The sequence below is a fragment of the Chitinophaga sp. LS1 genome (assembly GCF_034274695.1).
Lineage (GTDB): Bacteria > Bacteroidota > Bacteroidia > Chitinophagales > Chitinophagaceae > Chitinophaga.
Window position 1 is genome coordinate 5578513 of the sequence record NZ_CP128362.1, and the last position, 12272, is coordinate 5590784.

The 12272-nt window shown below is 41.2% G+C and carries 11 protein-coding genes; 3 read left to right on the plus strand and 8 right to left on the minus strand.

The genetic code is table 11. From position 1 onward, the window contains the following. Positions 1–33 precede the first annotated feature (33 nt). Both QQL36_RS23065 and QQL36_RS23070 read right to left on the minus strand, forming a co-directional pair. Positions 34–879, minus strand: a complete 846-nt coding sequence (locus QQL36_RS23065) for a transposase (RefSeq protein ID WP_220388919.1) — start codon at positions 877–879, stop codon at positions 34–36. A gap of 884 nt (positions 880–1763) precedes the next feature. Then, the gene (locus tag QQL36_RS23070; RefSeq protein WP_321566903.1) at positions 1764–2219 is read right to left on the minus strand and encodes a hypothetical protein; all 456 of its coding nucleotides are present in this window, start codon (positions 2217–2219) and stop codon (positions 1764–1766) included. Between the two features lie 140 nt (positions 2220–2359). On the opposite strand from QQL36_RS23070, the gene QQL36_RS23075 reads away from it, so the two are divergent. The 3 genes from QQL36_RS23075 to QQL36_RS23085 all read left to right on the plus strand — a co-directional run bounded on the left by QQL36_RS23075 (position 2360) and on the right by QQL36_RS23085 (position 5601). Beyond that, positions 2360–3547, plus strand: coding sequence for an MFS transporter (locus tag QQL36_RS23075; protein WP_321566904.1), 1188 nt, complete (start codon positions 2360–2362; stop codon positions 3545–3547). 259 nt (positions 3548–3806) lie between these two features. Continuing rightward, positions 3807–4589 (plus strand): transposase, encoded by a 783-nt coding sequence (locus QQL36_RS23080; RefSeq protein ID WP_321570544.1) that lies wholly within the window; start codon positions 3807–3809, stop codon positions 4587–4589. A 148-nt stretch (positions 4590–4737) separates the two neighbouring features. Next, the gene (locus QQL36_RS23085; RefSeq protein ID WP_083723123.1) at positions 4738–5601 is read left to right on the plus strand and encodes a DMT family transporter; all 864 of its coding nucleotides are present in this window, start codon (positions 4738–4740) and stop codon (positions 5599–5601) included. A 52-nt stretch (positions 5602–5653) separates the two neighbouring features. Here QQL36_RS23085 and QQL36_RS23090 read toward each other — a convergent pair whose 3' ends face one another. From QQL36_RS23090 to QQL36_RS23115, 6 genes are all read right to left on the minus strand, one after another. Then, the gene (locus QQL36_RS23090; RefSeq protein ID WP_321566905.1) at positions 5654–6859 is read right to left on the minus strand and encodes an ABC transporter permease; all 1206 of its coding nucleotides are present in this window, start codon (positions 6857–6859) and stop codon (positions 5654–5656) included. Between the two features lie 293 nt (positions 6860–7152). Beyond that, positions 7153–7899, minus strand: coding sequence for an ABC transporter ATP-binding protein (locus QQL36_RS23095; protein WP_321566906.1), 747 nt, complete (start codon positions 7897–7899; stop codon positions 7153–7155). After that, on the minus strand, positions 7896–8978 hold the full coding sequence (locus QQL36_RS23100; RefSeq protein WP_321566907.1) for an efflux RND transporter periplasmic adaptor subunit: 1083 nt from the start codon (positions 8976–8978) through the stop codon (positions 7896–7898). The genes QQL36_RS23095 and QQL36_RS23100 overlap by 4 nt, the downstream gene beginning before the upstream one ends. Before the next feature lie 109 nt (positions 8979–9087). Continuing rightward, positions 9088–10329, minus strand: coding sequence for a TolC family protein (locus tag QQL36_RS23105; protein WP_321566908.1), 1242 nt, complete (start codon positions 10327–10329; stop codon positions 9088–9090). Positions 10330–10422: 93 nt separating this feature from the next. Then, positions 10423–11151 (minus strand): LytTR family DNA-binding domain-containing protein, encoded by a 729-nt coding sequence (locus QQL36_RS23110; protein ID WP_321566909.1) that lies wholly within the window; start codon positions 11149–11151, stop codon positions 10423–10425. After that, positions 11148–12167, minus strand: a complete 1020-nt coding sequence (locus QQL36_RS23115) for a sensor histidine kinase (protein WP_321566910.1) — start codon at positions 12165–12167, stop codon at positions 11148–11150. Before QQL36_RS23115 ends, QQL36_RS23110 begins: the two co-directional genes overlap by 4 nt. Positions 12168–12272: the final 105 nt, after the last annotated feature.

The following is a 12272-nucleotide window of genomic DNA, read 5'->3' on the forward strand; positions in this document are numbered from 1 at the left end:
CTTACTTTTTTGGTGAGTAACTATTGAAGTTGTTTAGTCTTTTAATTTTTTACAAAAGAGGACTAAGATTGCGATCCATTGTAATGCTCTCCAGTTAGCCGCTTTTGTTTCAAATCTAATTATTAATGCTTTGAAGCTATCCATCCAGGCATTTGCTTGTTCGATCTTGTAGCGTCTTTTATATAATTGATCATCAAAGTATTGATATGACTCACTGGTTTGCTTGCTATTACGGGAATTGGTAGCGATATTAGCTTCCAATTCCTTTTCCATACAGTATTCTCTGAATTCTCCTCCATCAAATCCTGCATCTGCATTTAAGAACAATCCTTTCGTATTTATTGTAGCCTCTTCGAGGGTGGTTAGCATTTCTTCAAAAGTTGAAACAATATTATAAAGATCATTGTGATTGCCGGATTGTGGCTCGCTTACACTAAGTATCTGGCCTTGATTGTCACTCAAAAACAAACTATTACTCGTTTTGCATGATTTTCGACCCTGATAGCCTACTGCATAGCCTCCTCGCTTCGATGGTGTATGACTTCCATCTAATTGAATCGAAGACAAATCAAGGATTTGGCGATTTTCCTTTAAAAGATTTATCCAGATAAGTTTCCACGATCCATCGCTGCTCCATTTATTAAAGTAGTAATACACGCCTTGCCACGTAATTTCACCATTGGGGAAATATTCTTTAATACTTAATTCTCGCCACTGACAGCCCGTTTTTAACCGTTTTAATATCAAGCTTACTACTTTCACCAAATCCACTTTTGACTTATATCCTCGCTTTCCTATACTTAAATGCGGCAATATCCATTTTCTTATTATACCTTCGCTTATGATTCCCAGGGTAGTATCTTTTGGTTCGCAAAACAAAGATCAACTATTCCTGGGTTTCGTGTTTGTATAAAGACAATTCAATAAAGACTAAACAACTTCATTGTTATAAGGCCAGTATCGTGCCAGATGGTTTAAAATACATAGTTAAATAGTGTTAATGCATCCTGGATATCCCCGGATTAGTAGATATTCAAATAATGACACATTAGTAGTATTGATATATGATTGGTGGGTGCTACATTTAAAGATCGATCCTGCTGAGAAAGACATTTGTTTGTTCGTAACATGATGTTACAATTGAGAAGATTAATACTCTTGTTAGCATGAATGTATGCTATTGTTGTTGTATTTGTAGGGGTTATCTATTTTTTGGATTCGTATTAATGGGTACATTAATATACAAGGGTATTTCACTGGGAGCTGCAAGAGGTGGCTCCTAAGTGATTACCTGCTGATTTATTTCTAATGAAAAGATTCTTAAAATGGATGCTGGTCTTCCTCTGTTTTCTACTTCTCATAATACTGTTATGCAACAGTAATTTCCCTGTTTAAAGGGACGTACATCTGGAATGTCATTATATGGCCTATGCTTGTGATGTGGCGCAGTATCATGTGGTCCATTCTAAACTAGCTAAAATGAAAGGAAGAGAGATATTTTTGCAATTTAATAATTATGAAGAGAGTGTGAGTTTTCATAGAAGTTTAGAGCAATGTACGATTTGTTATAAAATCATGGTAGATGGGGATTTGAAATTTAATTTGTTGAAGTGGAATCATATACTGAATGTAAAAAATTACATGGTTAAATGGGATAGGTAATGATCCGTTAATAATATTTTTCTTAGGTGATTGTTTAACCATTCAGAAGGTATACAAATGATTGTAGAACAATAATCTATTTTGAAAGAAGGGACGAAAGCCTAAGCCTTCCGTCCCTTCTTCTTTTGTTCAAATTTCTCAATATATTCACTCAACAACACATTCACCTTTCCACCCTTCAAATAAGCCTGTGCAATCTCCAACTCCACCGCATTCGATATCTTCCCTTTCTTCAAAATACTCTCAATTGGATTAACCCTCACCACCTCTTCAGACATCCCATTTTTCTCCACCTGCTCCCAAAAATACTCGACATATTTCCCCGTACCTTCCTGAAACATATTCAGAATATTCCGTTTCGTGATTTTTAAACTCTTTTCATTTCTGAATTCAGCAGCAGGTTGTAAGATATCCTCTTTCATTTCCCGGTTGAATTTTAGTGTCTGGCTAATGTTCTGGGGAGTCCAGCCTTCAGGAGGAAACTTTTCAATAGCATCTATGATAAAGTCAAAAATCGGTGCCAGCTTTTTTGCTTCTGTATCGTAGTTGAAAGACATTAGATTGATTTTTTCAAAGGAATAGTTAGTAAACGAATTCGTATAATCACGCAATATACCTATAAATAAAATATATACCCTCAAGACAAAAAAACTACTAATTTTGTACCCTGATCGTCTTTTATTGCGTCGCCAACCATATGAAAAAGAGTTTATTGCCCTTACTGCTGGGCGGTTTAGGAATAGGAACAACTGAATTTGTAATGATGGGGCTTTTGCAGGATATTGCCAGTGACCTGCACATCACAATCCCTGAAGCTGGCCACCTCATTTCAGCCTATGCATTAGGCGTTGTTGTAGGAGCACCCTTGCTGGTCATGCTAAGTGTAAAGCACCCTCCCAAGAAGATTTTACTTACATTAATGCTGATTTTCACTGTGTTCAATGCTTTGTCTGCATTCTCACCCAGCCCTGTCACACTACTCATGGCAAGGTTTTTTGCGGGCTTACCACATGGGGCTTTCTTTGGTGTAGGTTCAGTAGTAGCCAGCAGACTGGCAGATAAAGGCAAGCAGGCCCAGGCGATTGCGGTGATGTTCTCCGGACTGACGATTGCCAACCTGGTGATGGTGCCGATAGGGACATGGATAGGCCACCACCTGCTGTGGAGGTATACATTTGGACTGGTAGCAGTAATTGGTTTGATCACGCTGGTAGCTATCAAATTGTGGTTACCTGCCTTGCCGGCAAATGAAAACGCCGATCCCAAAAAGGAAATGGAAATAGTGAAGAACCCACAGGCATGGCTGGTGATTGCGATCACTGCTGTAGGCACCGGCGGTATGTTTGCCTGGATCAGTTATATTTCTCCGTTAATGACGGAAGTATCCCGTTTCTCACCTGATAGTGTATCCTGGATTATGGTATTGGCTGGTTTTGGGATGATCGTAGGGAACCTGATCGGCGGTAAACTGGCCGATCGTTTTCAGCCGGTATATACCTGTGCCGGTCTCTTGTTGTGTATGGCCGTGAACTTGCTGGCGATCCATTACTTTTCAGGGTACCAGTTCATATCATTATTCCTGACTTTCATGACGGGGGCATTGTCTATGATGATTGCTGCACCGATACAGATATTGATGATCAATACATCTGGCGACTCAGAGATGTTGGGGGCTGCACTGATACAGGCGGCCTTTAATATTGGGAATTCCCTGGGCGCGTTCCTGGGTGGATTGCCGATTGTGATGGGATATGGATTTACTTATCCGGTGGTAGTAGGCGCTTGTATGGCAGTGATAGGAGTCGGTTTTGCGATCCGGTTGATAAAGATGCAAAACCCGCCCGTGAGGATGGATGCCAGTGGAACAACAGGGATAGCTGTATAAACAGTTCAGGCTATTTTAAGCTGTTTAGGTTGTAAAAGCTATATAAGTCATTCAGGCTATTTAAGCTGTTTAGGCTCTTTAGGCAGTTCAAGCTGTTTACTGTTTTATTGACAACTATTTTGTTTTTAATCTTTTATAATTGAAGTTGTTTACACTTTTTGAAGGAAAAAAGGAAGTCCCAGGAATTAAGGATTTTTGTTTTAGCAAATAAAAACGAATAATTCTGGGACTCATAGACGAAGATAAGGTACGAGATTGGATTTTACCACATTTAAGCAAAGGCAAAAGAGGCTTTAAGGCCAGGATAGATTTAGTAAAAGTGGTTCAGTTGATTTTAAAGCGAATGAAAACAGGCTGCCAGTGGCGAGAGTTGAGTATTTGCGAATATTTTGATAAAGGGGCGACCTCGTGGCAAAATATTCACAGGTATTTTTTAAAATGGAGTAAAGACGGTTCATTCAAGAGGGCTTGGATCAATCTTTTATCTTGTAATAAGAAACTGCTGGATCTGTCAAGCGCCCAGTTAGATGGTAGCCATACACCAGTCAAACGTGGTGGCCAGGCGGTAGGTTATCAAGGCAGAAAAGCTTCAAAGACCAGTAATAGTTTGTTCTTATGTGACAACAGAGGTCAGATGCTGACGGTATCAACAGCGCAAAGTGGAGAGCATAATGACTTATACGATATAGTGAAGCTCTTTAAAGAAATGATCGGGGTTCTGGAACAATCCGATATCAATTGCAATGGAATATTTGTAAATGCCGATCCTGGATTTGACAGCGAAGATTTAAAACAAGTATGCATTGACTACGAGATTGAATTAAATGTAAAACCCAACTTGCGAAATCAAAAGAAGCAAAGTGATGAATACCGATATTTTGATGATCAACTTTACAAAAGACGAACAAAAATTGAACATGCCAATGCCTGGATGGATGCTTTTAAAGCATTGCTTGTCAGATATGAAAAAATTGTTGAAACATGGATGGCATTGCAATGGCTGGCTCTTATAACCCTTTTTTGTAGAAAATTAAAAGTATAAACAACTTCATTATTTTTATCTGAATAAATCAAGCATATGCATTACGTAAGTTATCTGCCACCTCCTGTATTATAGTGTATTCCAATAGGTATTTACATTATTAATATAATAGCTGCTCTACAGAGCAAGCTAAACAGATAACTTATTCATGAAAAAATCATATGTTGTATTACACCTGGCTGTAATACTCGCTGGCTTTACCGGTGTGTTCGGTAAGCTCATCTCTCTCAACGAAGGATTGCTTGTATGGTATAGACTATTTTTCTCCTTCATCTGGTTATTTTTTATACTCAGACTGTTTAAAATTGACAACCGTCTTGCGCACAGGGAAAAGTTTAACCTCGCCAAAGTCGGGTTATTGATTACGTTACACTGGGTGCTCTTTTATGCCAGTATCAAATATTCCAATATTTCCATTGGGGTGGTTTGCTTTTGTCTGACCAGTTTCTTTACCGCGATCTTTTCTCCTTTAATAAATAAAAAGAGGTTTGCCGTGTCGGAGCTCTTAATGAGCATGCTGACATTATTAGGTATCGGACTGATCTTCCATTTTGACCGATCGTATCATGCGGGAATTATCTTAGGGGTGATCTCATCAGCGTTTGGGGCATTGTATACGGTGTACAATGAGCGGTTGGTACACCATTATGATAGCAAGGTGATAAATTATTACCAGATGTTAGGAGGCACGATTGGACTAGGTCTGTTATTGCCGCTGTACCTGCATTTTTATCCTGCGGTTAGTTTAATACCGGGTATGAAGGATACGATATATCTGTTGCTGTTATCGCTGTTCTGTACCGTTGGGTTGTATGTAATGTTTGCGGAGGTATTGAAAAAGATTCCTGCATTTACAGTCAACCTGAGTTTTAACCTGGAGCCGGTTTACGCAATTATTATGGCCTTTTTGTTTTTTGGAGAAGGGAAGGATGTGAATTTTTCTTTTTATGTAGGGCTGATATTAGTAATGGCGTCGGTGGTGTTGCAAAGTATTATTTCGGTGAGGAAATAGATGTCAGAGAATAAATGAAGACGGTGTATCTAACTTGGATACACCCTCTTCTTTATTCATACCGGAGTGCTTCGATAGGATCTAAGCGGGATGCCTTTTGAGCAGGGTAGTAGCCAAAGAAGATGCCTATGAAAGAACAGACCGTAAAGGATAATAAAATGGATGTCTGACTGACAACGGGTGGCCAGCCTAATATATGGACCACTAATAAAGATAGCCCTTCTCCTATTAATATACCGATAATGCCACCTGCGAGACTGATGAGTACCGCCTCCATTAAAAACTGCTGAAGGATGTCAATCCCTCTGGCACCGATGCTCATGCGCAGGCCTATCTCACGGGTGCGCTCGGTGACGGAGACGTACATGATGTTCATAATGCCGATACCGCCTATGAGTAGTGAGATGCCTGCGATAGCTGTCAGTAAAATAGTTAATAACCCGGTGACATTGCCGACAGTTTGAATCAGTTCTGCCTGTGTTTTGATCACGAAGTCATTCTCTGCATTTCTGCCAAGACGGTGTGCGGAGCGGAGAATATTCGATAACTCGGCAGAAGCAGGAAAGGAAAGGGCTTCTGATTTAGCGGAGGCGAAGATGCTCCCGAAATAATTCGTAGCAGTGATCCTTTTTTGTACGGTGGTATAGGGCGCAATGATCATATCATCCTGATCCTGGCCGAAGGTGTTCTGACCTTTTTTAGCAATGATGCCAATCACTTTAAATGGTATTTTATTAAAGCGGATAGTTTTGCCGATGGGGTTCGTGCCTTTGGGGAAGATGTTGTCTACGACCGTCTGACCAAGGAGACACACCTTTGCATAGGTACGCACATCCCTTTCTGAAAAAGGAATACCATCCCTGATATGCATATTTTTGATAGCAAGGAATTGTTCATTCACACCCTCTACAGTTGTGGGCCAGTTGAGAGAGCCATTGATGGCCTGGCCGCGGGACTGTACATCGGGAGAGATACCGGTGATGAGGGTGGCTTCCTGTTGGATGGTTTCGATGTCTTTGATGGTAAGGTTAGCGATGTTAGCGCCCTGCAGACGGGCACCGCCGGCATCGGAGCTGTTGGGAAGTATGATGATAAGATGAGAGCCAAGAGAGGAGAGGGAATGGTGAATGTTAATCTTGGAAGCTTCGCCGAGTGCACCGATGGTGATCACAGCTGCTACGCCGATGATGACGCCGAGCATGGTGAGGAGGGAACGGAGCTTATTGCGCTGCAATGCTTTGAGAGCGAGTTTGAGCATGATGGGAGGATTTAATAGTTTTCGGTTACAGGGTAAAACATATGAGAACTAGAAATGGTAATAGTTTTCAGTTACGGGTAAAACGTATAAGAACTAGAAATGCTAATCATCTTCGGTTACAGGAAAAACGAATGATATCCTGAAATGCTAATAATTTTCAGTTTCAGTTAAAACGTAAAAGCACTTTGAAATGCTGATAGTTTTAAATTACTGGAAAAACGAATGAGTACTTTGAAATGCTGATAGCCTTCCGTCACAGGAAAAATGCGATTGAGGATTTTACCTGAAAGCTCCTAATAGTCTTCGCTTACCGGCAATGCCGCCAACACTTTCCTTGCATTTTGTACCAATAAATTTGCCGTATCCTTCATTACTTTCCCATCTTTTAAAACAATCGTCCTGCTACTAAACCCTGCTATATCCGGCTCATGTGTCACAAATACAATTGTCTTCTTCTGCACCTGATTCAATTCCTGCATCAATGACATGATCTCATAAGAAGTCCTTGAATCCAGGTTCCCCGTCGCTTCATCCGCCAATATCATTACTGGTTCATTCACCAATGCCCTTGCTATTGCTACCCGCTGCTGTTGCCCGCCGGATAGTTCACTGGGCATATGATGTAGCCGGTTGCCTAGTTTTACCGCCTCCAATGCCGCAATTGCCCGTTCTTTTCTTTCCGTAGGCGTGATCTTTTTATTATAAAACAAAGGCAGCTCTACATTCTCCAATGCAGATGTACGTGGCAGCAGGTTATACGCCTGAAAGACAAACCCTATCTTTTCATTTCTGAGTCTGGCCAGTTCATTGCGATTGAGGGAAGCAATATTTACTTCATCCAGCAAATAATCACCTGAACTGGGTTTGTCAAGGCACCCCAATGTATTCAATAACGTTGTTTTGCCAGAACCGCTACTCCCCATGATGGTCAAGAATTCTCCTTCCTGTACGGTAAATGACACGCCTTTCAACGCTCTCACTATTTCTGTGCCCATTTGAAATTCACGTTTTATCTCCTGTAGGTTTAATATTGTTCTCATTTTGTAATAATTGAATCTTTCGGACTGATACCTGCTATCACCTCTACATGTGTATTATCATCCAGCCCCGTCTGAACCATCGTTTCGATCAGTGAATCACCTCGCTTGATCCATACGTAGCGGGACTTGTCTTTATGTACCCGTGGTCTTAATTTGTATTGGGTAGTCGTCAGTGAATCGGGATAATAGTTGAGAGCTTTTGAGCTTATTAATAAAGCACGCGGTACTTCTTTTGTATAAATAGTAATATTTGCTGTCATCCCCGGTTTCAATTTCAACTCATCATTAGGCGCATAAATGATAGTCGTATAAGTCACCACATTCGAACTCACCTTTGGCTGTAACCTCACATCCGAAATGGTTCCTTTAAATACATCATCAACATAAGCATCCACTGTAAACGACACCCGTTCTCCCTTTTGAATATCGCCGATGTCTGCCTCGTCTACATCTGCCTGCACCTGCATTTGCTTAATGTCCTTTGCCAATACAAACAAAGTAGGTGTTGTAAATGAGGAGGCTACAGTCTGACCAATGCTCACATTTCGGCTAAGCACCACGCCGTCAATAGGTGCCAGAATATCTCCATAAGAAAGGTTCTTTTGCGCTGACCGTAATGTGGCTTCTGCATTGGCAACTCCCGCCACTGCTGCATTGTAGTTGTTTAATGCGATGTCGTAATCTGCCTTACTGATAGAACCGGTGTTGTACAGGATCTCCTGTCTATGGAAATTACTTTTATTATAAGCCAGTGTACTCTGCTGTGTGGCCAACGCTGCCATATTCTGATCTACTGTAGCCTGTAGTAATGATTTATCCAGTTGCGCGAGCAACTGACCTTTGTGTACTACAGAGTTAAAATCTGCATTGATCATGCTGATAATACCCGATACCTGTGTGCCTACAGATACTGTATCCAGAGGTGCGATGGTGCCGGTAGCGGTAACTGACTGGGCGATCCTGCCATAAGTTGCCAGCTCTACCGGGAGCACGATACGGGCAGGTTTATGGGTGATGAGCAATGCCGTACAGGCAATTGCTGCAATAAGGATAGATGCTATTGTAAGGTTCTTTTTCATTGTTGATTATAATAGAATTCGTAAATTTTGATTGCCAATGCAGCGTTGTGTTTCCATTGTTGATTATAAAAGAATTCATAAATTTTTATCGTCAGTGTAGCGTTGTATTTCATTGTTGATTATAATAGAATTCGTAAATTTTTATCGTCAGTGCTGCATTGTATTTCGCCTGTATAAACTGTTGCAGGGCCTGTACATACAATTCCTTTTGCTGCAGGTATTCTACCATATTAGATACGCCTAATGCCAGTTCCTGATTAGCAATATTATACACCTCTTCATTGTATTTAAAAGCCTGTTCTGCTGCTGTAAACTGGCTTTGTGCATTGATCGCATTCAGGTAGTATTTTTCAATATTAGCGGCCAGTGTTGTCTTTGTATCATTCAGATTGATCTGTGCCTGACCAATGTTGATCTTTGCATTTTCTATATTGGTCTTGTTTTGTCTTTTAGAAAAGATGGGAACTGATAATGAAATGCCTGCCTGCTTATAAAAACCATTTCCTAACCCGGAAATATCATTGAAATAACTACTCCCAATCGTGCCGCTCACACTCAGTGTAGGATAATAACCCGCCTTTGCTTTAGCAAGCCCCAACTGCGCCACCTGTATTTGTAACTGGTTTTCTTTTACTTCCGGACGGTTATTTAAAGCATACTCCTGTACCGCTGCCAGTGAAGGAACTTCACTTTTTGAAATGATCGTATCTGGTGTAGCAATTTCAAACTGAACTTCTGTGGGTAATTGTAATAATTGTTTTAGTGACAGCAGATCCTGTTTGATGGTATTTTCCGCAGAGATCAGGCTATATTCATCATTGGCTAACTGCGATCTGAGTTGGGTGACATTTTTTCGCGCCACGCTTCCCACAGCAAGCTTTTGCTCTCCCTGTTCCAGTTGTGCTTTTGAGGTATTTACTACATTTTGCTGGTATACTGCGGTTTCCTTATCCAATAATATAGTGAGGTAGTATTGAATAATATTTAGCGTGATATCATTCTCAGTAGCCATTACATTTTGATTCGCTGCTTCGAGGGAAAGTTGTTTCTGCCGTATGTCTTTTTGCAGGTAGCCACCTTCATAAAGGGTGAGTGCCGTATTCAAAGTATATGATCCAATATTGAGGTGCTTCTGGAAATACTGTGTAGCGGAGCCGGACAAACTGGGTAATTGGGCCGATTTGGACAGGTAATAATTCTGCTGTGCTGTTTGCTGATTGTACCGCTGGGTATTGACCTGTATATTGTTCTTTTTGGCAAATGCAATACAGGTAGCCAGATCCCATCTGACCTGTGCTGTTGTAGGTAGCCCAACAAGTAAACAAAATATAAGGATAGCATTTCTGATCATGCCCCAAAGAAAGTAAGGAGCAATGGTCTAAAAAAGCAGGTTCGATACGACAAGGTCGGGAACCGATAGGAAGGGATTAAAAATAGATAGGGGTTATACCCACTTACTCAGAAAATCCTGGAATACGACCTTATATTGTTCTGTAATGGGGATGGTCAGTTGATGGATCTGCACCGAAGTTTTGGTAGTAGCCCGCACTTTATCAAGGTTAATGATATATGACCGGTGAAGGCGCAGGAACCGGGCAGGAGGGAGCTTGTCTTCCAGTGCTTTGAGACTGGTCAGGGTCATGAGTTGTTTGTCTTCATTATCAAGGTAAACTTTTACATAGTCTTTTAATCCTTCAATGTAAAGGATGTCATCCAGTAGTACTTTTACCAGCTGGTATTCCACTTTGAAATAGATATGCTGTTTTTCACTTACAACGACAGGGGCAGCTAATCCCATTCCAAAATACTCCAATGCTTTTGTCACCGCTCTTGAAAAATCGGTATAACTAAATGGCTTTACGAGATAATCCAGTGCGGCTACTTTGTAACTCTCCAATGCATATTTGTCAAAGGCCGTTGTAAAGATCACGCGGGTATTCCGCCGCTGCTCTGATTGTGCAATGATCTTTGCCATGTCCATACCACTAAGGTCTGCCATGCGGATGTCGAGGAAGATCAATTGAATGTCTGGTTGTGAATGCAATACTTTCATAGCTTCCACTGCGCTGTTGCATTTGGCCGCTAGTTGCAATGAAGGTGTCATGGCAATATATTGCGTAATTATATCCAATGCTATTGGTTCATCATCTACCGCGATGCAGTTGAGTATCATGCGATGGCCAGTTTTAAGAGTATGCTGAATTCTTTGTTCGCTTTATTATCGTCTACGACCAGGGTATGCCGACCTGGATATAGCAGGTTGAGGCGGCGACGTGTATTGGTTAGTCCGATACCGTTGCTTTCTTCCAGTTCGCCCCCTCCGGAACCGAACGAGGAATTGCGGACTTCTATTTCTATTAGATTGTCGTTATGGGCGACGCTCATATAGATAAAGCTGGGGTATATACTACTGATCCCATGCTTATAAGCATTTTCTATAAAAGGGAGAATGATCATCGGCGCTATGGGCACGTCCTCAATAAAAGCGGGTTTTTCAAAGATAATCTGTACATCAGGTGGTACCCGCAATCGCATCAGCTTATTATAACTTTCTACAAATTCCAGCTCTTTTTCCAGTGTTGTATTTTCACTATGGTACAAGACATACCGCATCATATGAGAAAGCGTATAGATAGAATCTTTCGCTTTCGCTGTATCCTGGTCTGTTAGTCCGTAAATAGTGTGTAAGACATTAAAGAAGAAGTGCGGGTTAATCTGTGTTTTCAGAAAGGCAAGCTCGCTACTGATCTTTTGGAGCTGGTCCTGCTGGATCTTTTGGGTAATGACGATGATCACGCCAATGCCGCAGACCAAAATTGTCATCAACACGGCCCCCATATCGCCTGTAGGAGAGGTATTGCCGGCGTTGCTGGCGGGAAGGTTCTTTTCTACGACTTCTGTAAAGCGGATGGCATTATCGAACCGGTTATTTAATATAGATGCCCCAAAGAGTACGGCCAATAGTACCAAAGCAAACAAGGCGCCTTTATTCCGGTATAATAATTTCGGTAGCAAGACCTTAATTACCAGAAAATAGGCGCCTGTCCAATAGAGGAACAAAGAGAGCTGTTTGAACCAGACCTCGATGGGAAATGTATGTGAAAGGGTATAAAAAGGCAGGAAGGTGAAGACTACCAACCCTAGCAGCACCATGAAATGGGCGGAGAGGAATATTTTCTGAATGGTCACTTTGAGCGTTCTATCTCTCTAAGTGACAAAAAAAAATCCAGAAATGCAAATAGTCGTTCAAATACCGGGAAACCTGCAGATCCATCCGGGCGGCATTCACTTTCG

Coding starts and splice junctions, on each gene's coding strand:
- QQL36_RS23100 (WP_321566907.1), bottom strand. CDS start 8,978: ATGAAAAAGAACCTTACAATAGCATCTATCCTTATTGCAGCAATTGCC.
- QQL36_RS23070 (WP_321566903.1), bottom strand. CDS start 2,219: ATGTCTTTCAACTACGATACAGAAGCAAAAAAGCTGGCACCGATTTTT.
- QQL36_RS23095 (WP_321566906.1), bottom strand. CDS start 7,899: ATGAGAACAATATTAAACCTACAGGAGATAAAACGTGAATTTCAAATG.
- QQL36_RS23105 (WP_321566908.1), bottom strand. CDS start 10,329: ATGATCAGAAATGCTATCCTTATATTTTGTTTACTTGTTGGGCTACCT.
- QQL36_RS23075 (WP_321566904.1), top strand. CDS start 2,360: ATGAAAAAGAGTTTATTGCCCTTACTGCTGGGCGGTTTAGGAATAGGA.
- QQL36_RS23110 (WP_321566909.1), bottom strand. CDS start 11,151: ATGATACTCAACTGCATCGCGGTAGATGATGAACCAATAGCATTGGAT.
- QQL36_RS23090 (WP_321566905.1), bottom strand. CDS start 6,859: ATGCTCAAACTCGCTCTCAAAGCATTGCAGCGCAATAAGCTCCGTTCC.
- QQL36_RS23085 (WP_083723123.1), top strand. CDS start 4,738: ATGAAAAAATCATATGTTGTATTACACCTGGCTGTAATACTCGCTGGC.